This is a genomic window from Streptomyces sp. NPDC045899 (assembly GCF_056431485.1).
Window position 1 is genome coordinate 232798 of sequence record NZ_JBWKKP010000007.1, and the last position, 19810, is coordinate 252607.

The window sequence follows — 19810 nt, forward strand, 5'->3', positions numbered from 1 at the left end:
GACAGCGGTGGGACCGCTGTCTCAGCCGAGGGAAGAGTCCCACCGATCGATTCAACCTGTCAGGGTCGCGACAAAGATTGACCGGAAACCGTCCGTTGACACATGTGCTGTGTCCGTATTTCGGAGGACGTGGTGTTATTCCGGACGTCTGGCGAGACGGGTGGATGACAGGGGTGACACCTAGCATCACCGGTATGACGTCTCCCGACCCTCGGCCGGCCGATCCGCCCGTGCGTCCGTCCCGGAATCCGATCGCCGAGCCCTCGCACGCGCTCACCGATCCCGGGCAGTTGCCGCACGCCTATCTCGACTGGCTGCGGGAGGTGGTCCTGCGCAAGCTGGACGGGCTCTCCGAACGCGAACTGCGCACCAGCCGGCTGCCCTCCGGCTGGACCCCGCTGGAGCTGCTGTGCCATCTGACCCATGTGGAACGGCGCTGGCTGCGCTGGGGGTTCCACGGGGAGCCGGTGGACGAGCCGTGGGGCGACCGGGGTCCCGACGGCCGCTGGCACGTCCCCGAGGAGCTGCCGTCCGCCGCGGTCCGGGCCCGGTTCGAGGAACAGTGCGCCTGGTCACGGGCGGCCGTCGAGGGCGTACCGCTGGACCGGCGGGCCCGCACCGGAGGCCGTTTCGCCACCGAGGCCGACGCACCGGCGCTGGGCTGGATCCTCTTCCACCTGGTCCAGGAGTACGCCCGGCACGCGGGCCAGCTCGACATCGCACGGGAGCTGGCCGACGGCACGGTCGGCGAGTGAGGGCGGGCCCGCGCCCCGGTCAGTCCGGCCGCGCCGGGCCGTCACCGTGCCAGGAGTGCCAGAGCGCGGCGTAGGCACCGCCACGGGCCACCAGGGCGTCATGGGTGCCCAGTTCGACGAGCCGGCCGTCCTCCATCACCGCCACCCGGTCCGCGTCGGACGCGGTGTGCAGCCGGTGGGCGATGGCGATCACCGTGCGGCCCTCCAGGACCGCGGCCAGCGCCCGTTCGGCACGGCGTGCGGTGCCGGGGTCCAGCAGGGCGGTGGCCTCGTCGAGGACCAGGGTGTGCGGATCCGCCAGGATCACCCGGGCCAGCGCGAGTTGCTGGGCCTGGGCCCCGTCGACCGGATGAGCCGAGGGGCCCAGTTCGGTGTCCAGGCCGTCCGGCAGCTCGTCGTACCAGTCGGCGCCGACGGCGTCGAGCGCGGCGCACAGCTCGGCGTCACCGGCCGAGGGCGCGGCGATCAGCAGATTGTCCCGGAGCGTCCCCAGGAACACATGGTGCTCCTGGGTGACCAGCACGATCTGCCGTCGCAGTTGCTCCGGGCCGAGCCGGGAGACCGGGACACCGCCGACCGTCACCGTGCCGGTGCGCGGCGCGTCGACCCCCGCCAGCAGCCGGCCCAGGGTGGTCTTGCCCGCGCCGGACGGGCCGACCAGGGCCAGCCGCTCACCGGGCCGCACGGTCAGCCCGACGTCATGCAGCACATCGGCCCCGCCGTCATAGGCGTACCGCACCCCGGACACCTCGATCCGGTCGCCGTCCGGGACCACCGCGGTCTCCGGCACCGCCGACGGGGCCCGGCCCACGCCCTCGACCCGGGCGAACGAGGCACCGCTGCTCTGGAGTTGCTCCACCCCCATCAGCACGATGTCCAGCGGTTCGGTCAGCTGCCGCAGATAGAGCGCGGCGGCCACCACGGCGCCCACGCTCACCATGCCGTGGCGGTGCAGCACACTGCCGATCAGCAGCACTCCCGCCACCGGGACCAGATATGAGATCTCCACCGCCGGGAAGAACCGGCTGCGCAGCGACAGCGTCCGCAGCCGGGTGCGGCGGCAGTCGGCGATCGCCTCCCGGCTCGCCCGGATCCGCGCCCGCTCCAGCCCGAAGGCGTCCACCGTACGGGCCCCGGCGGCGGTGGCGGTGAGGATCTCGGCGAGCGTCGAATTGGCCGCGCCCTCCGCCAGATACGCTGTCCCGGCCCGCCGCAGGTACCAGCGCACGGCGCACCAGATGCCCGCCAGCCCCACCGCCCCGCAGCCGCCGAGCAGCGGATCGAGGACGAACACCGCCCCGAAGACGAACAGCACCTGTACCGCGGCGATCAGCATCTCCGGCCCCACGTCCCGCAATGTGGTGCCGACCGCGGTCACGTCCGCGGTGCCACGGGCGGTCAGATCGCCGGTGCCCGCGCGCTCCACCACCGAGGCGGGCAGCGCCAGCGCCCGGTCCACGAACCCCTCGCGCACCCGGGCCAGTGTGCGCTCCCCGAAGCGGTGCGCGGTGTACCGGGCCCAGCGCGCCAGCAGGAGCTGGACGACCGCGCACACCACGATGGCAGCGGCCAGCCGGTCCACCGCGGCCGTCCCGGCACCTTCCCGGACCCGGTCGATGATCTTCCCGAGCAGCCAGGGACCGGCCAGGGCGGCCACCGCCGCCAGCCCGTTGAGCACCAGGACCACGGTGAACGCGCCCCGGTCCGCGGCGATCAGCCGGCCCGCGGCCCGGCGCACCCGGGCCGGACCGGCGATGGGCAGGGCCCTCGGCACCGTCATCGGAGGTTCTCCTCGACCGGAGTGTCCACGCTGTCCTCCTCGCCGCCCCGGGACACCAGACGGCGGTAGCCGGGCTCGTCCGCCAACAGCGCCTGGTGGCCCGCGCCGACGGCCGCCACCTTCCCGTCGACCAGGTAGTACACCGTGTCCGCCCGTGCCAGCAGCAGGGGCGAGGTGCTGGTGACCACCGTCGTCCGGCCGGACCGCGCGGCGCGCAGCCGTTCCGCGACCGCCGCCTCGGTGTGCGCGTCCAGCGCGGAGGTGGGCTCGGACAGCAACAGCACCTCGGGATCGGCCAGCAGCGCCCGCACCAGCCGGACGCGCTGACGCTGACCGCCGGAGAGATTGCGGCCCTGCGCTTCCAGGAGCGAGTCCAGCCCGTCCGGCAGCGCGTCGGCGACATCCTGCGCCACGGCCGTGTGCAGCGCCCGCCGGATCTCCGCCTCGTCGCGGTCCATACGTCCGCCGACCACCTCGCGCAAGGGGCCCGCGAAGAGATCGGCCTCGTGGTCCGCGAGCAGGATCCGGGCCCGCGCTTGATCCACCGCCACCTCGTCCAGCCGCACCGCGCCCCAGGTGGCCTCCGACGCGGTGAACCCGCCCAGCCGGTCCAGCACCGCGGCCGACTCCGCGGGCCGGGCGGACACCAGCGCCGTCAGCGCCCCCGGCCGCACCTCGACCCCGGACGCCGGATCGCGCAGGACGGACGGCTCCGCGGGGGCGTCCACCGCGCCCGCGCCGGTCGCATCCGGCTCCAGGGACACGAAGTCCACCACCCGCCGGGCGGCCACCAGACCACGGCTGATCTGGTAACCGCACTCCAGCAGGAACGACACCGGCAGGACGAGCATGGCCACGTAGCCGTAGACCGAGACCAGTTCGCCCACCGTGAGTTCGCCCTGCGCGGCCATCCGCGCCGCCGGCCAGGTGACGACCGCGAGGAACAGCGAGGGGCCGCCCACCCCGAGGGCCTGGAGCCAGCTGGTGACCGCGCCGACCCGGTATCCCCGGTCCCGTAACTCCCGTGACCGGAGCCGGAAGGCGTCGGCGAACAGCTCCTTGCCGCCGAGACCGCCCAGCACCCGCAGACCGCCCGCGAGGTCGGCGATCCGGGCGGTCAGCTCCCCCTGCTGCTCGCGGTAGGCACCCTCGGCGCCCTGGAGCCGCCCCAGGAGCGGGCCGACCACGACCGCCAGCAGCGGCATCCCCAGCAGCACCACCACCGAGAGCAGCGGGGAGACCGCCAGCAGCAGGACGGCCACCACCCCGAACCCCACCGCCGCGCCCACTCCGGGGCCGACCACCGTCAGCGACTGGCTGATCTGCTGGACGTCGCTGATGCCGATGGTGGCGACCTCGCCGGCGGCGGTCTGCCGGGACAGCGCGGCACCCAGCCGGGTCGTCTGGTCCACCACCACCTTGACGGTGCGCAGATTGGCGTCCATCCGCAGCCGGGTCATGGTGCGGTGCCGCATCGTGCTCACCCACGCGTTCAGCGTCCCCACCGCCAGCAGCACCGCGACCCAGCCGATCAGCGCCGTCGTGTCCGCGGGCACCAGCCCGTCGTCGATGGCGCGCGCGAGCACATACGGGCTGAGCGCCAGCAGCACCATCCACACCGTGCCCAGCGCCGCGCCCGCGGCGGCCCGGCCCGGCTGCCGGGCCAGCAGCCACCACAGATACCGTCCGGGGCTCCGGCGGTCGGGGGTGCCCGGCTCGCCGTACGCGTCCACCGGGGTCATACGAGACTGTCCCGCCACGCCTGGTGCAGCGCGGCGAACCGGCCCTCGCCGGAGACCAGTTCGTCCGGGGTCCCGTCCTCCACGATCCGGCCGCCGTCCATCACCAGCACCCGGTCGGCGATCTCGACGGTGGAAAGCCGGTGCGCGATCACCACGGCGGTCCGGCCGCGCAGCACCGTGTCCATGGCGCGCTGCACCGCCCGTTCGCCCGGGATGTCGAGGGAGGAGGTGGCCTCGTCGAGGATGAGTACCGACGGATCCGCGAGCAGCGCGCGGGCGAAGGCCACCAGCTGGCGCTGGCCCGCCGAGATCCGGCCGCCGCGCTTGCGGACATCGGTGTCATAGCCGTCCGGCAGGGCGGCGATGAAGTCATGGGCGCCGATCGCCCTGGCCGCCCGCTCGACCTCCGCACGGGTGGCGTCCGGGCGGCCGATGGCGATGTTGTCCGCGACCGTGCCGGAGAACAGGAACGCCTCCTGCGTCACCATCACCACCCCGCGCCGCAGATCGGGGGTGGCCAGCGCGCGCAGATCCACTCCGTCCAGCAGTACCCGCCCCTCGGTGGGGTCGTAGAACCGGGCGAGCAGTTTGGCCAGGGTGGACTTGCCCGCGCCGGTGGCGCCCACCACCGCCACCGTCTGTCCGGCGGGCAGGGTCAGCCGGAAGCGGGGCAGCACCTCACCGCCGGTGCGGTAGGCGAAGCGTACCTCCTCGAAGACGACCTCCCGGCCGGGGGCCTCCGCCGGGCGCGGCGGCAGCGGGAGGGGCTCGGCGGGCTCGGGGACGGAGGGGCGCTGGGCCAGCAGCCCCGCGATCTTCTCCAGCGAAGCGGCCGCCGACTGGTAGGAGTTGAGGAACATCCCGAGCCGGTCGATCGGGTCGTAGAGCCTGCGCAGGTAGAGCGCCGCCGCGGCCAGCACACCGAGCGCGAGCCCGCCGGAGGCGACCCGGTAGGCGCCCCACAGCACGATCGTGGCGACGGCCGTGTTGGCCACCAGCCGGGAGCCGACCACATAGCGCGCCATCTCCAGGATCGCGTCGCCGTTGGACCGCTCATGGCGGCCGTTGAGCTCCCGGAAGCGGGCGTCATTGGCCCGCTCACGGCGGAACGCCTGGACCGGACGGATGCCGTTCATGGTCTCGGTGAACGCCACGATGACCGCGGCGATGGCCGTCGACCGCTTGCGGTACACCCGCATCGAACGGCGCTGGAAGGACCGGATCAGCAGGTACAGCGGCCAGAACGAGAGCACCGCCGCACCGCCCAGACCCCAGTCCAGGTACAGCAGCGTGGCCGAGATGTAGACGGCCGCCAGCGCGACGCCGAGCAGCTCCTCCAGCCCCTCGTTGAGCAGTTCGCGCAGGCTCTCCACATCGGTGGTGGCGCGCGAGATCAGCCGCCCGGAGGTGTAGCGCTCGTGGAAGTCCACGCTGAGCGCCTGGGCGTGGCGGAAGATCCGGCCGCGCAGCTCCAGCAGCACGTCCTGGCTGATCCGGGCCGAGGAGCGGATGAATGCGTACTGGAGGGCGCCGGAGGCCAGCGCGCAGCCCAGATAGCCCGCGCCGACCGCGATCAGCGGCCCCCGGTCGCCGTCCCGGAAGGCGGGCACCGCGCGGTCGATGGCGTACGCCACGAGCAGCGGACCGGCCTGGACGGCGGCCTGCTGGAGCAGCAGCAGAAGGGTGGTCAGCCAGACGCGGGGCCGGTGCGGGGAGAGCAGCGAGCGCAGCAGCGCGAACGAGGCGCCCTTCGGGGCGGGCAGTACGTCGTGGTCGAACGGATCACCCCCGCCCCCGGCCCCGTCCCCGGCCGCGGTGCGTCCGCCGCCCTGCTCGTCCTCGGCCGCCGGCGGGCCCGTCGCGGTCGTGGTCATCGGCGCTCCTCCCCCTCCTCACTCTCGTCCCCGGACATCAGCCGCCGGTATTCGGCGCTGTCACGCAGCAGTTGTTGATGGGTGCCGACGGCCGCGATCCGGCCCCCGGAGAGCAGCGCCACCCGGTCGGCGAGCAGCACGGTGGACGGGCGGTGCGCGACGACCAGCGCCGTCGTGGTGGCGAGCACCTGCCGCAGCGCGGCCTCCACCAGCGCCTCGGTGTGGACGTCCAGCGCGGACAGCGGATCGTCGAGCACCAGGAAGCGCGGGCGGCCGACGACCGCGCGGGCCAGCGCGAGCCGCTGCCGCTGACCGCCGGACAGGCTCAGCCCCTGCTCGCCGACCTGGGTCTGGTCGCCCTCCGGCAGCGCGTGCACGAAGTCGGCCTGCGCCACCTCCAGGGCGCGCAGCAGATCGGCCCGGTCCGCGCCGTCCGCGCCCATCAGCACGTTCTCCCCGGCGGTGGCGGAGAACAGGGTGGGTTCCTCGAAGGCGACCGCGACCAGCGCCCGCAGCTCCTCGCGGGGGAGTGCGGTGATGTCCCGTCCGTCGAGGGTGATCCGGCCGTGGGTGGGCTCCTGGAGCCGGGGGACCAGCGCGGTCAGCGTGGTCTTGCCGGAGCCGGTGGCGCCCACCAGCGCCATGGTCTCGCCGGGGCGGATGTGCAGATCCACACCGCGCAGCACCGGGGGTGCGTCCGCCGGCGTGTCGGCGAACCGGAACTCCACGCCCTCGAAGCGCAGTCCGCCGCGGGACTCGTCCCGCTGCCGGGGGACCACGGGCGCGGTGGCGGCCGCGGGCCGGTCACCGGCCGCGGCCGGGACCTCGTCCAGCACCTCGAAGTAGCGGTCGGTCGCGGTCGCCGCGTCCTGGCTCATCGCGAGCAGGAAACCGAGCGACTCCACCGGCCAGCGCAGGGTGAGCGCCGTGGACAGGAAGGCGACCAGGGTGCCCGCCGACAGCTCGCCGTCGGCCACCTGGACCGTGCCCAGCATCAGCGCCGCGCCGATCGCCAGCTCCGGCAGCGTCATGATCAGCGCCCAGATGGCGGCCAGCAGCCCGGCCTTGCGCAGCTCGGTCGAGCGGACGCCGCGCGACAGCGCGCGGAAGGCATGGGCCTGACTGCGGTGGCGGCCGAATCCCTTGACGATCCGGACGCCGAGCACGCCCTCCTCGACCACCGTGGTCAGATCGCCGGTCTGGTCCTGGACGGCCCTGGCCACGGTCGAGTAGCGCTTCTCGAAGTACGAGCAGAGGATCACCAGCGGCACCGCCGGGATCACCAGCACCAGACCCAGCGTCCACTCCTGCGACAGCAGCAGCGCGAACCCGGCCAGTACGGTGACCCCGTTGACCACCAGGAAGGTGAGCGGGAAGGCCAGGAACATCCGCAGCAGCATCAGATCGGTGGTGGCGCGCGACAGCAGCTGCCCGGAGGCCCATCGGTCGTGGAAGGAAAGCGGCAGCCGTTGCAGATGGCGGTAGAGGCCGGCGCGCATCTCCGCCTCGACGGAGGCCAGGGGGCGGGCCACCAGCCAGCGCCGCACCCCGAACAGCCCCGCCTCGGCCACCCCGAGCGCCAGCAGCAGGGCGCCGCCCAGCCACACCCCGCCCGGGTCCCGGTCGGCCACCGGCCCGTCCACCATCCACTTGAGGACCAGCGGGATCGCCAGCCCCAGACAGGACGCCACGATCGCCACCGGGACCGCCGTGAACAGCCGGGCCCGCACCGGCCTCACATACGGCCACAGCCGCAGCAGCGAACGCGTGGCGGAGCGGCGCCGCGGGGCGGCACCGCTCTCCTGGTCCCGGGGTCTTTCACTGGTGGTGGCCATCAGGAGTGAGATTACGGTTCACCACTGTCAGCTCTCACTCGGTTTTCCGGCGTAGGTCTGAGGGCGGAAGGGCGCGCAGCAGCAGTACCGAACGCTCCGGGAGCTCCAGCGGCGCGCCCGCCGGATGGCGGGTGAGCGGGGGTGCGCCCTGGTCCTCGCGCGCGGTGTCGACGAGCAGCTCGTACTCCGACGCCCACGGCGGACCGGGCAGGGTGAAGGACAGCGGCTCCGCTCCCGCGTGCAGCAGCACCAGGAAGCTGTCGTCGCCGACCGGCCCGCCGCGCGGATCGCGCTGGGGCAGATCACGGCCGGAGAGACAGACCCCCAGCGCGGTGGTCGGCGCGTACCAGTCGGCCTCGGTCATCTCGGTGCCGCGCGGGGTGAACCAGGCCAGGTCGCGCACCCCGTCGGAGGGCCGGGCCCGGCCGGTGAAGAACACGGGGCGGCGCAGAACCGGATGGGCCCGGCGCAGTGCCACCAGCCGTGCGGTCAGCTCGGTCAGCTCCGCCCAGCCGGGGTCCTCCAGCAGCGACCAGTCCAGCCACCCGGTCTCGTTGTCCTGGCAGTACGCGTTGTTGTTGCCGCCCTGGGTGCGGCCGAGCTCATCGCCCGCCACCAGCATCGGCACCCCGGTGGACAGCAGCAGGGTCGACAGCAGGTTGCGCAGCTGGCGGCGGCGCAGCGCCCGCACCCCGGCGTCATCGGTCCCGCCTTCGGCGCCGCAGTTCCAGGAGCGGTTGTCATCGGTGCCGTCGCGGTTGCCCTCACCGTTGGCCTCGTTGTGCTTGCGCTCGTAGGAGACCAGGTCGCGCAGGGTGAAGCCGTCATGGGCGGTGATGAAGTTGACCGAGGCGTACGGCCGGCGGCCGCCCCAGCCGTAGAGGTCGCTGGAGCCGGACAGCCGGTAGCCGAGGTCGCGGACATCGGGCAGCGCACCGCGCCAGAAGTCGCGGACCGCGTCCCGGTAGTGGTCGTTCCACTCGGCCCACAGCGGCGGGAACGCGCCCACCCGGTACCCCCCGGGCCCCACGTCCCACGGTTCCGCGATCAGCTTGACCCGGCGCAGCACCGGGTCCTGGCCGACGGCGGACAGGAACGGGGCGAGCATGTCGACATCCCTCTCGGTCCGGGCCAGCGCGCTGGCCAGATCGAAACGGAAGCCGTCCACGCCCATCTCGGTCACCCAGTAGCGCAGCGAATCCATGATCAGCCGTACCACCTGCGGCCGCAGGGCGTGCAGGGTGTTGCCGCAGCCGGTGACGTCGGCGTAGCGGCGCGGGTCCGGCTGGAGCCGGTAGTAGCCGCGGTTGTCGACACCGCGCAGCGAGAGGGTGGGTCCCAGTTCACCGGCCTCGGCGGTGTGGTTGTAGACCACGTCCAGGATCACCTCGATCCCGGCCCGGTGCAGGGCGCGCACCATCGCCCGGAACTCGGCCACCTGCTCACCGCGGGTGCCGGTGGCGGCGTAGGCGGCGTGCGGGGCGAAGTAGCCGATGGTGTTGTAGCCCCAGTGGTTGCGCAGCCCCCGGCGCAGCAGATGGTCCTCGTGGGCGAACTGGTGCACCGGCAGCAGCTCCACCGCGGTCACCCCGAGCCGGGTGAGGTGCTCGACGGCGGCGGGGTGGGCCAGTCCCGCGTAGGTGCCGCGCAGTTCGGGCGGCACCCCGGGGTGGCGCATGGTGAAGCCGCGCACATGGAGTTCGTAGACCACCGACTCGTCCCACGGGGTGCCGGGACGGCGGTCCTCCCCGTCCGGGCCCCCGCCGTCCCCGTCGGCCGGGTTTCCCACCACCACCCCCTTGGGGACGTACGGGGCGGAGTCGCGGTCGTCGCGCACGGTGTCCGCCACATGCTGCTGCGGCCAGTCCCGCACATGGCCGTAGACCTCCGGCGGCAGCGCGAACTCGCCGTCCACGGCGCGTGCGTAGGGATCCAGCAGCAGTTTCGCCGGGTTCCAGCGGGCCCCGGTCCACGGGTCCCAGCGGCCGTGCACGCGGTAGCCGTAGCGGTGGCCGGGGAGCACCCCGGGGACGAAGCCGTGCCAGGTGCCGTGGGTCTGCTCGGTGAGCGGGCAGCGGCGCTCGGTGCCGTCGTCGTCGAACAGGCACAGCTCGACGGCCTCCGCACCGCCCGCCCACAGCGCGAAGTTGGTGCCCGCCACCCCGTCCGGCCCCCGGCACACCTGGGCCCCCAGCGGCTCCGGACCACCGGGCCAGGGCCGCGGACCCGCGGCCGGGACGGCGCGCGGCGCGGGCAGCGCGGCGGGGAGCCCCGCGAGGGGGCCGGGTGCCGCGTGGTGGCCGGGGGGACCGCCGTACGCCGCGGCCGGGCGCGGCGCCGGGTCCGCGTCCGGTTCCGAAGGCCCACCCGCCGCCGTCTCCTGCTCCGCTGCTCTGGACACATCGGCCTCCGGCGGCTCACGGCTCACCCGCGCCCGCCCCGGGCGGGGCACGGCGGACAGCGCCTCATGGCGGGCCGACGGCCCCGGCGGCGTCCCGTGCCGCGCGGAAGTGCCCCCGCCCTCGGAGCTGTTCTGCCCGCAATACCGGTGGTGCTCACGTGTCCGGTGCGCGACGCGCGCGGCCGCCGGACCGCCGTTCCCGGGCCACCCCTCCGACCTGGGACTGAACCGTGACCATCACGGGCAGTCCATCGTCACCGCCGTGTGATTACCTGTCGCCGTACGCGCCTGTGCGCGTGTCCGGGGCCGCCGCGGGGGCGCGCGGCCCGTGCGGAGGGGAGAGCTGTTGTGACGGTGCGGCCGATATCGGGGGCGGCGACGGCGCGGGGCCGCAAGGGCCCGCTGGCGCTGGTGACCGGGGCGATGCTGGTGCTGGTGACCGCCTGCGGAGGCGGCGGCTCCGGCGACGGGGACAAGGACAAGGACGGCAAGGACGGCTCCGGCGGACCGTCCCGCGCCCAGGTGACGATCGCGCCCGAGGACGGCACCGAGGACGTCGACACCAGCGGCGAGCTCAAGGTCACCGCCGCCCGGGGCAAGCTCACCTCGGTCACCGTCAAGGACCCCGACGGCAAGAAGGTCGACGGGCAGATCGCCGGGAACGGGAAGAGCTGGAAGCCCGCGGACCATCTCGGCGCGGACACCCGCTACTCGGTGACCGCGGTCGCCAAGGACTCCGAGGGACGCGCGACCACCCGCCACGCGAAGTTCACCACGCTGCGCCCCAAGGAGACCTTCGTCGGGAGCTACACCCCGGAGGACGGTTCCGAGGTCGGCGTCGGGATGCCGGTCTCGCTCCGCTTCAACCGCGGTATCACCGACCCGGCGGCGGTCGAGAAGGCGGTCGAGGTCACCGCCTCCCCGTCGGTCCCCATCGAGGGCCACTGGTTCGGCAACGACCGGCTGGACTTCCGCCCCGAGAAGTACTGGAAGGCGGGCACCAAGGTCACGCTGCGACTGGACCTCGACGGGGTCGAGGGCCGTCCCGGGGTCTACGGCGAGCAGAAGAAGACCGTGAAGTTCACCGTGGGCCGCAGCCAGGTCTCCGTCGTCGACGCCAAGTCCAAGAAGATGACGGTCAAGCGCGACGGCAGGACCATCAAGACCGTCCCGATCACCTCCGGCGGTCCCGGCAACGAGACCTACAACGGCAAGATGGTGATCAGCGAGAAGCTCAAGGTGACCCGGATGGACGGGGACACGGTCGGCTTCGGCGACGCGTACGACATCAAGGACGTCCCGCACGCCATGCGGCTGTCCACCTCCGGCACCTTCATCCACGGCAACTACTGGGCGGGCCGGCCGACCTTCGGTTCCGCCAACGTCAGCCACGGCTGCGTCGGTCTCTTCGACCAGCGCGGCGGCGGTGACCGCTCCACCCCCGCGGCCTGGTTCTTCCGTGAGTCGCTGCTCGGTGACGTGGTCGTGGTGAAGAACTCGAAGGACCGCACCATCCAGCCGGACAACGGGCTCAACGGCTGGAACATGTCCTGGGAGAAGTGGAAGAAGTAGTCCGGCCCCGGCTCCGGCCACCCGCCCCGCCCTCGCCGATCCGTGTTAGCGAGCGCTAACCTGCGCTCATGACTGTGAACCTCGAGGTTGCCGACGGCGTTGCCACCTTCCGCCTGGACCGCCCCCCGATGAACGCGCTGGACGTCGCCACCCAGGACCGGCTGCGGGAGCTCGCGGCCGAGGCGACCCGCCGGGACGACATCCGGGCGGTGGTCATCTGGGGCGGGGAGAAGGTGTTCGCGGCGGGCGCGGACATCAAGGAGATGCGGGAGATGGACCACGCCGCGATGGTCGCCCGCTCCGGGGACCTCCAGGAGTCCTTCACCGCCATCGCCCGGCTCCCCAAGCCGGTGGTGGCCGCCGTGACCGGCTACGCCCTGGGCGGCGGCTGTGAGCTGGCGCTGTGCGCCGACTTCCGGATCGCCGCGGAGAACGCCAAGCTGGGCCAGCCCGAGATCCTGCTGGGCCTGATCCCGGGCGCGGGCGGCACCCAGCGGCTCTCCCGGCTGGTGGGCCCGTCCAAGGCCAAGGACCTCATCTTCACCGGCCGTCAGGTCAAGGCCGACGAGGCGCTGGCGATGGGCCTGGTGGACCGGGTCGTCCCGGCCGAGGAGGTCTACGCGCAGGCGCACGCCTGGGCGGCGAAGCTGGCGCAGGGACCGGCCATCGCGCTGCGCGCGGCCAAGGAGTCGGTGGACCGCGGGCTGGAGACGGACCTCGACACCGGGCTCACCATCGAACGCGGCTGGTTCGCCGGGCTGTTCGCCACCGAGGACCGGGAGATCGGTATGCGCAGCTTTGTCGAGGACGGTCCCGGGAAGGCCAAGTTCTCCTAGGGAAGCGGCAGTTCCGCTCACGGTCACCGAAAAGGCCGCCCGTGCGCATGCCCCGTGCGAGCGAATTTTCTTCGCCATCGATCGACGGCCCGATGGCCGGTTCCGTACGCTCGGTGATCACGCGGATGCATGGTGATATCGCTGGTCAGCTGGGGGATTATGCCCCTCTGACTGCCATTGGCATATGTCGGATCCGGTTTGTGGAGCCTGGGGCTCCGGTGTTCGGAATCCCATGGTTCCGCCCCGGGCGCCCGTCTGGGCGGCCATGATGGGGGGCATGGCGGGCTTGGAGGGAATGGAGCAGCCGCGGCAGCGCACGGGGACGGCTGCGGTCCGGCGGATGCCGTCCGTCGACGAGGATCGGGCTCTCAGGGCGCTCGAGTCGTTCGGCAACCCCGCGACCGAGGAGGTGCGGCTGCCCTCCCTTCCGGAATCCGCGGGCACCGCCCGCCGGTTGGCCGAGTACGTGGTGGTGCGCGACTGGGGGCTGGGGTGCCAGATCGCCGAGTACGCCGTGCTGCTCGTCTCCGAACTGGTGGGGAACGCGGTCCGGCATACCGGCGCCCGCACCTTCGGTCTGCGGATGCTGCGGCGGCGGGGCTGGATCCGGGTCGAGGTGCGTGACCCTTCGCGGGGGCTGCCGTGTCTGCTGCCGGTGGGCGACCTCGACACCAGTGGACGCGGGCTGATGCTGGTGGACCAGCTCTCCCAGCGGTGGGGGGTGGACCTGCTGCCGTGCGGCAAGTCGACCTGGTTCGAGATGCGGGTGAACGATGGCGCCTGACGCCGGAGGCCGGGTCGGTCGCGGCGCCGAAGGGGAGGGTCGGCCGGATGCGGCGACCCTCCGGGTGGCTGAATCTCATTCCTCCGGCGTCCGGATCATGGATGCGGAAGAGGCCCCGAGCCGCGCTGTGTCAGCGCCGGCGGGGGCCTCTTCGGCCCGGTGCGCGGCGGAAGGGGTGTGCCGCGGCAACCGGGTGAACGACCTGGCCCGGGTCAATGGGGGTCGCGGCCCCGACTATCGCAGAGACGGTAGAGCACTTCCAAGCCAATCCAAGGTGAGCTGTAACACTTGCCTTGCTAATGCCGCGTACAAGCGTACTTTTCCTTTGTTGTCCACTTCTGGCTGGTGAATTTCCACTGGTCCAGACCGTGACGCGCGAACTTTCTTTGCCCGCCGGTCCTTGGCATGGCCCTGTCGGGCGCTCACCATGGAACGGCGCTACGCGCGTCACACCCCCCACCGTGACACCCCCATGCTCATGTCACATCCCCCCTTGTCCCGGCTACGCATTCGGGAGCCCCCCATGGAAGCGCACGGCCGCACCCCCAACCGCCGCACTCTGCTCCGCTCGGGAGCGTTAATCGCGACCGCCTCCCTCGGAGCCGCCGCCGTCTCCGGCGGCGCCCTCGCCACCGATGCCTCGGCCACCGGCGGACGCCGCCGCCGGAACGCCGTCGCCGCCGACTATCCCCCCACCCACTGGATTCCGGCCAGCAGCTCCAACTACCGGGTCTCGGACCGCCCGAGCGCGTATCCGATCGAGCTCGTCGTGATCCATGTGACCCAGGAGACCTTCCAGGACGCGATGAAGATCTTCCAGGACCCGGCCAAACAGGTCTCCGCGCACTACATGGTCGCCTCGGCCGACGGCTACATCGGGCAGTTCGTGCGCGAGAAGGACGTCGCCTGGCACGCGGGCAACAGCGACTACAACAACCGCAGCATCGGTATCGAGCACGAGGGCTGGGTGGACCAACCCGAGTGGTTCACCGACGCGTTGTACGCGTCGTCCGCGGCCCTCACCGCCGCCGTCTGCGACCGCTTCGCGATCCCCAAGGACCGGGAGCACATCATCGCCCACAGCGAGGTCCCCGGGTCCGACCACACCGATCCGGGCCCGCTGTGGGACTGGGACCGCTATCTCGACCTCGTCAACGGGGCCTGACCGCACCAACACCGCACCGCTGCCGCACCGGTGCCGAGTCCCCGGGCGGCGGGCGCCCCGGCGGCCAGGACCCATGGCCGGCGGGGCGCCCACCCGTGTGCCGCTAATCTGTGCGGGTCAGACAGACCCAGAGAAGGGGCGGAAAGTGGCGGACATCGAGGCGGCGCGCAAGGCGTTCCAGCGGTTCGACCTCAACGGCGACGGTCAGATCACCGCGGCCGAGTACAAGAGTGTGATGGCGCAGCTGGGTGACCCCTACGTCACCGAGCCCGTCGCTCAGGCCGTCATCAACGCTCATGACTCCAACGGTGACGGGCTGCTCACCTTCGACGAGTTCTGGGCGGCGCAGAGCCAGGGCAAGTGATCGGCCGCACGGCGGCGCCGCGGGCGCTTCAGCGCCAGCCGCGCCGCTGTGCGCCGGCCCGCCGTCTGCGGTCGTTGCAGAGCAGACAGCGGCCGTAACCGGGCGGCAGTGGATCGTCCGGATCCCCGTACAGCGGATCGACGGCCCCGCGCGGATGCTCGGCACAGCCCGTGGCGCCGTGCTCGGCCGTGAGGGCCCCGGCGGCGGACAGCGCCCGCCGCAGGGCGTCGGTGAGCAGCTCGGTCTCCCGCCCGGAGGGCGCGGCGTCGAGCGCGAACGCGATGTCCGAGGCGGTGGTGAGCGCGCTGCGGAGTTCGCGCAGATCTGCGTAACTCATACCGGGCAGCGTAAGCGCGCCCACTGACAGCGTCCGATCGGCCGGCCTACGCCCCGCTCCCCTCGCGCTCGCCCCGCTCCTCCTCGTCGTCGCCCAGGTCCTCGAGCGCGTGTGCCACCCGGCTGACGGCGGCCCACGCCTTCAGCGAGGTCTTGCTGGAGAAGTCCGCCACGTCCTTGTCGAGCGGGCGGTCGGTGTACTGGTGGATCCGCCACTTCGCCTGGATGCGGGGCTTGCCCGCCGTCACATAGTCCGCGATCCACAGTCCGTCCCCGGCGTAGGACGTGGTGTCGTGGTTGAGCCAGAAGCTGCGGTTGCAGTAGAGCAGCACACGGTGGCTCGGGCGCAGTTTCTTGACCTCCCGGATGAACCGGTCCTTCTCGGCGTTGCTGGCGCGGGTGCCCGAACCGGTGGTCTCCCAGTCCACGGCCAGCAGATCGTGCGTCTGCGAGGCGCATTTGTCGACGAAGTAGCGCGCCTGCGCGGCGATGTTGCCGGGCCACAGGAAGTGGTAGAAGCCGACGACGCATCCGGCGCTGCGGGCCCGGGACGCCTGGGACGTCTGCTTGGGGTTGATGTAGGAGCGTCCCTCGGTGGCCTTGATGAAGACGAAGGCCAGCCCGTCCGGGTCGAAGCTGGACTGGTGCGAACTCACGTCGATGCCGTGCAGCATGGTGCCTGCCTCATGGGGGGGGAGGGTGTGGGGAGAGAGTGCTGTTCTTGTCATGCCCGGTCCAGGACCCTATGCAACGGGGTGCGGGGGAGCGTATCGCGTTTGCGCAAACGAATGATTTCGCCAGGAAGAGCGTCGGGGCGCTCCGGCGGCATGCTACGAAGCCGCAGATCGTTTTCTGCTTTCGATCCCTCTCGCGGTGCGTGAGTTATCGGAGTTCTTGATGTGAACTCATGAATCCCCCTTGGCGTGTGTTGAATGCATGATGCCCCGTGGCCGAATAGGGCCGCGGGGCGGTCACAGAGCGGGCCCGCCACGTCCTTGGGGGGACGTGGCGGGCCCGTGTGCGCCACCGAAGGGGGTAGGTGGTGCCGCCGCGGCTCAGCGGCGGAAGGCGTCCTTCATCTTCTCTTTCGCCTGGCGGGTGTCGCCTTTGGCCTGCTCGGCCCGGCCCTCCGCGGTCAACCGCTCATTGCCCACGGCCCGGCCCGCGGCCTCCTTGGCCTTGCCCTTCGCCTGCTCGGTCTTGGCCTTGGCCTTCTTGTTCTCAGCCACCGCACTCACTTCCCAGGAACTCGACTGCAGGTGCTGACCTCCGACTATCCGCGCAGGGCGGAGTCAAACATCCGTCACCCGTCCGGCGGCGACGGAAAACCTGACCCAGTTCCCCCTTTCCTTCCTGTGAAACCCACGGAATTCCGAGGCGTGACCTGAGGAATGGGGGGCACTCGTCGTGTCGGAGGTTGATAACTATGGTTCCCTTGCTTCTGGTCCTTCTGCTCGCCCTGGTTCTCTTCGGCGCGGGATTCGCGCTCAAGGCACTCTGGTGGATTGCCGTTATCGTCCTCGTCGTGTGGCTGCTCGGCTTCGTCGCCCGCAGCACCGGAGCGGGCGGCCGCCGGAGCCGTTGGTACCGCTGGTAGCCGTCGGCGGACCGATCATGGTTCGCGCGGACGGCGTATGAGTACGCCGAGAAGGGCCCGCCCCGGTGGGGGCGGGCCCTTCTCGGCGTGATGATGTTCCGGAAGTCCGGGAAAGGAGCGGGCCCGAGGGTTTGGCCATCCCCCGGGCCCTGTGGTGCCGCCTTCTGCGCACGCCGGACCGTTTCGGTCACGGGTCAGTCTGATGTCGTCGTGTTCTTCCGTTGAACTACCGCCCCAGGAAAGCGGAGCGGGCCGGACTCGAACCAGCATCCGACGACCAGGCCCGTGCCAGGTCGCTCAAGCGATCGGCGGCGAATGCTGAGTCTGGAGCAAGAGTCTGAGATTGAACGCGTGCCACGGGCGGAATGCCGGTCGAAGACTGGGGGCTAAACCCAGCTGTCTCCGGTGGTCGGCACTCCCCTCTCGTGACCGAGTGCTGGGAGGAGGTGGTCAATACCTCCCCAACGCAGCCGCGTGTATCACGACGAGCCTCAGTTTCAGCTTGCGCTCCTCGCGCACCCCGTACCATCCCTTTGCGGGACGGCCGGGGAGATCATGACGCTACCCGAAGAGGTAGCCGAAGACCACGTCGCCGACGCGCTGGTCGGTGACCTCGATGCCATTGGCCTCCTCGCGGGCGAACTTCACCGCCTGCTGGAGCTTCTCCACCCGGGCCAGCAGCTCGTTGACCCGGCGGGCGGGCAGCGCCCCGGAGAACTTCACCGTCGTCCAGTAGCCGACCGGGATGTCCTCGTAGTACACCTCGACCTGTGCCGGGTGCTTCTCGGTGGCCTCCGCCTTCACGTGGTTGCGCGGCACCTTCTTGGTGCGGACGGTCCGCACGGCCTCGGTCCTCCACGCGTCCGTGGACGGGTCCAGCGTCCAGGACTCCGCCCCGTCGAGCGTCGGCAGCCGCCGGATGAAGCCGCCGAGGTCGGCCAGCTGCTTCTCCAGGAACAGCAGGTACGACACGGGCACCTCGCGCAGCAGCGTCCGCCCCTCGACCTCGATGTCCGCGCGGGCCTCGCAGTTGGCCCAGTCCTTGGTGGCGGTGACGTCGAACAGCCGGGTCAGGGTGGCCGCGCCGGCACGGAGCACATCCTCCGCCTTCACCTGCACCCGCGTCGACTCGGGCGGCAGCTGCTCGCCCTCCTCGTCCTTCGGCTGGTACGTCCGGGAGATCCCCGCCAGCAGCGCCGGCTTGTCCAGCCCGCGCTGGGCCGCCGTCAGGTCCTGCTGCGCCTTGGACTTGACGCCCTTCTCCACTGCGATGATCTGATTGAGTTTCGCCACGTCAGGGACGCTAGCAGCCCCAACCCCCCGCCTTCGAACCGTTATTCGGGGCGAGGGCGAGGGGCGAGGCCGCCCGACCGTCCCTCAGCACTCGATGACGTTCACCGCGAGCCCGCCCCGCGCCGTCTCCTTGTACTTGACCTTCATATCGGCGCCGGTCTCCTTCATGGTCTTGATGACCTTGTCGAGGGAGACATGGTGGCGGCCGTCGCCGCGGAGGGCCATCCGGGCGGCGGTGACGGCCTTGACCGAGGCCATGCCGTTGCGCTCGATGCAGGGGATCTGGACCAGGCCGCCGACGGGGTCGCAGGTGAGGCCGAGGTTGTGTTCCATACCGATCTCGGCGGCGTTCTCGACCTGTTCGGCGGAGCCGCCGAGGACCTCGGCGAGGCCGCCCGCGGCCATGGAGCAGGCGGAGCCGACCTCGCCCTGGCAGCCGACCTCGGCGCCGGAGATGGAGGCGTTCTCCTTGAAGAGCATGCCGATCGCGCCCGCGGCCAGCAGGAAGCGGATGACGCCCTCCTCGTCCGCGCCGGGGACGAAGTTCACGTAGTAGTGGAGGACGGCGGGGATGATGCCCGCCGCGCCGTTGGTGGGGGCGGTGACCACGCGGCCGCCCGCCGCGTTCTCCTCGTTGACCGCCATCGCGTAGAGGGTGACCCACTCCATCGCGTGGGCGTGCCGGTCGCTCTCGGCGCGCAGCGCGCGGGCGGCGTTGGCGGCGCGGCGGCGGACCTTGAGGCCGCCGGGGAGGATGCCCTCGCGGGACAGCCCGCGGCCGACACAGGACTGCATGACCTCCCAGATCTCCAGCAGCCCCGCGCGGATCTCCGCCTCGGTGCGCCACGCCTTCTCGTTCTCCATCATCAGCGCGGAGATGGACAGACCGGTCTCGCGGGAGAGCCGCAGCAGTTCGTCACCGGTACGGAAGGGGTGGGTCAGCTCGGTGTCGTCGAGCTTGATGCGGTCCTCGCCGACCGCGTCCTCGTCGACGACGAAACCGCCGCCGACCGAGTAGTAGGTCTTCTCCAGCAGCGGGACGCCCTCGGCGTCGTACGCCTGGAGGGTCATGCCGTTGGCGTGGTACGGCAGCGAGCGGCGGCGGTGCAGCACCAGCTGCGAGGACTCATCGAAGTCGATCTCGTGGCCGGGGCCGATCTCGGCCTCCAGCAGGCGCAGCCGCTTGGTGGTGCGGATGCGCTCCACCTGGTCGTCGGCGGTCTCCACGTCCACGGTGCGCGGCGAGTGGCCCTCGAGGCCGAGCAGTACGGCCTTCGGGGTGCCGTGGCCGTGACCGGTGGCGCCCAGCGAGCCGAAGAGCTCGGCGCGTACGGAGGTGGTGTGGGCGAGCAGGCCCTCGTTCTTCAGACGGCGGACGAACATCCGCGCCGCTCGCATCGGTCCGACCGTATGCGAGCTGGAGGGGCCGATGCCGATCGAGAACAGATCGAATACGGAGATGGCCACCGGTGAACT

17 protein-coding genes are annotated in these 19810 nt (G+C 71.9%); 7 read left to right on the forward strand and 10 right to left on the reverse strand.

Translation table 11 applies throughout. The annotated features are described in order from the left end of the window. Nucleotides 1-194: 194 nt before the first annotated feature. Entirely contained in the window at nt 195-755 is a 561-nt protein-coding gene (locus AC07FT_RS13510) for a DinB family protein (protein WP_479176380.1), read from the forward strand. A 19-nt stretch (nt 756-774) separates the two neighbouring features. On the opposite strand, the gene AC07FT_RS13515 is transcribed toward AC07FT_RS13510, so the two are convergent. The 5 genes from AC07FT_RS13515 to glgX are packed head-to-tail and all read right to left on the reverse strand — an operon-like array spanning nt 775 to nt 10387. After that, a complete protein-coding gene (locus AC07FT_RS13515) occupies nt 775-2535 on the reverse strand; it encodes an ABC transporter ATP-binding protein (protein WP_479176381.1) in 1761 nt (586 codons plus the stop codon). Next, entirely contained in the window at nt 2532-4277 is a 1746-nt protein-coding gene (locus AC07FT_RS13520; protein ID WP_479176382.1) for an ABC transporter ATP-binding protein, read from the reverse strand. Before AC07FT_RS13520 ends, AC07FT_RS13515 begins: the two co-directional genes overlap by 4 nt. Then, on the reverse strand, nt 4274-6151 hold the full coding sequence (locus AC07FT_RS13525; protein ID WP_479176383.1) for an ABC transporter ATP-binding protein: 1878 nt from the start codon (nt 6149-6151) through the stop codon (nt 4274-4276). Before AC07FT_RS13525 ends, AC07FT_RS13520 begins: the two co-directional genes overlap by 4 nt. Then, the gene (locus AC07FT_RS13530; RefSeq protein ID WP_479176384.1) at nt 6148-7986 is read right to left on the reverse strand and encodes an ABC transporter ATP-binding protein; all 1839 of its coding nucleotides are present in this window, start codon (nt 7984-7986) and stop codon (nt 6148-6150) included. Before AC07FT_RS13530 ends, AC07FT_RS13525 begins: the two co-directional genes overlap by 4 nt. Before the next feature lie 34 nt (nt 7987-8020). Continuing rightward, nucleotides 8021-10387 carry a glycogen debranching protein GlgX gene (gene glgX / locus AC07FT_RS13535; RefSeq protein ID WP_479176385.1) on the reverse strand — a complete coding sequence of 789 codons (2367 nt, stop codon included), beginning with the start codon at nt 10385-10387 and terminating at the stop codon, nt 8021-8023. 348 nt (nt 10388-10735) lie between these two features. On the opposite strand from glgX, the gene AC07FT_RS13540 reads away from it, so the two are divergent. From AC07FT_RS13540 to AC07FT_RS13560, 5 genes are all read left to right on the forward strand, one after another. Then, nucleotides 10736-11959, forward strand: coding sequence for a L,D-transpeptidase (locus AC07FT_RS13540; protein ID WP_479176386.1), 1224 nt, complete (start codon nt 10736-10738; stop codon nt 11957-11959). A 68-nt stretch (nt 11960-12027) separates the two neighbouring features. Then, nucleotides 12028-12795, forward strand: a complete 768-nt coding sequence (locus AC07FT_RS13545; protein WP_479176387.1) for an enoyl-CoA hydratase/isomerase family protein — start codon at nt 12028-12030, stop codon at nt 12793-12795. A gap of 277 nt (nt 12796-13072) precedes the next feature. Then, on the forward strand, nt 13073-13579 hold the full coding sequence (locus AC07FT_RS13550; protein ID WP_479176388.1) for an ATP-binding protein: 507 nt from the start codon (nt 13073-13075) through the stop codon (nt 13577-13579). Nucleotides 13580-14102: 523 nt separating this feature from the next. Then, nucleotides 14103-14744: an N-acetylmuramoyl-L-alanine amidase gene (locus AC07FT_RS13555; protein ID WP_479176389.1), complete on the forward strand. Its 642-nt coding sequence runs from the start codon at nt 14103-14105 to the stop codon at nt 14742-14744. A gap of 145 nt (nt 14745-14889) precedes the next feature. Next, nucleotides 14890-15108 carry an EF-hand domain-containing protein gene (locus AC07FT_RS13560; protein ID WP_479176390.1) on the forward strand — a complete coding sequence of 73 codons (219 nt, stop codon included), beginning with the start codon at nt 14890-14892 and terminating at the stop codon, nt 15106-15108. 28 nt (nt 15109-15136) lie between these two features. On the opposite strand, the gene AC07FT_RS13565 is transcribed toward AC07FT_RS13560, so the two are convergent. The 3 genes from AC07FT_RS13565 to AC07FT_RS13575 all read right to left on the reverse strand — a co-directional run bounded on the left by AC07FT_RS13565 (nt 15137) and on the right by AC07FT_RS13575 (nt 16673). Beyond that, nucleotides 15137-15445: a hypothetical protein gene (locus AC07FT_RS13565; RefSeq protein ID WP_432038117.1), complete on the reverse strand. Its 309-nt coding sequence runs from the start codon at nt 15443-15445 to the stop codon at nt 15137-15139. A gap of 46 nt (nt 15446-15491) precedes the next feature. Beyond that, a complete protein-coding gene (locus AC07FT_RS13570; protein WP_479176391.1) occupies nt 15492-16118 on the reverse strand; it encodes a glycoside hydrolase family 25 protein in 627 nt (208 codons plus the stop codon). Nucleotides 16119-16499: 381 nt separating this feature from the next. Next, a complete protein-coding gene (locus tag AC07FT_RS13575) occupies nt 16500-16673 on the reverse strand; it encodes a CsbD family protein (protein WP_431774968.1) in 174 nt (57 codons plus the stop codon). Nucleotides 16674-16870: 197 nt separating this feature from the next. On the opposite strand from AC07FT_RS13575, the gene AC07FT_RS13580 reads away from it, so the two are divergent. Further along, nucleotides 16871-17041, forward strand: a complete 171-nt coding sequence (locus AC07FT_RS13580) for a DUF5670 family protein (protein WP_471204625.1) — start codon at nt 16871-16873, stop codon at nt 17039-17041. Nucleotides 17042-17602: 561 nt separating this feature from the next. Here the strand turns inward: AC07FT_RS13580 and AC07FT_RS13585 are convergent. Together AC07FT_RS13585 and AC07FT_RS13590 are read right to left on the reverse strand one after the other, a co-directional pair. After that, a complete protein-coding gene (locus AC07FT_RS13585) occupies nt 17603-18334 on the reverse strand; it encodes a DUF7873 family protein (protein WP_479176392.1) in 732 nt (243 codons plus the stop codon). An 84-nt stretch (nt 18335-18418) separates the two neighbouring features. Beyond that, entirely contained in the window at nt 18419-19801 is a 1383-nt protein-coding gene (locus AC07FT_RS13590; protein ID WP_471204621.1) for an L-serine ammonia-lyase, read from the reverse strand. Nucleotides 19802-19810: the final 9 nt, after the last annotated feature.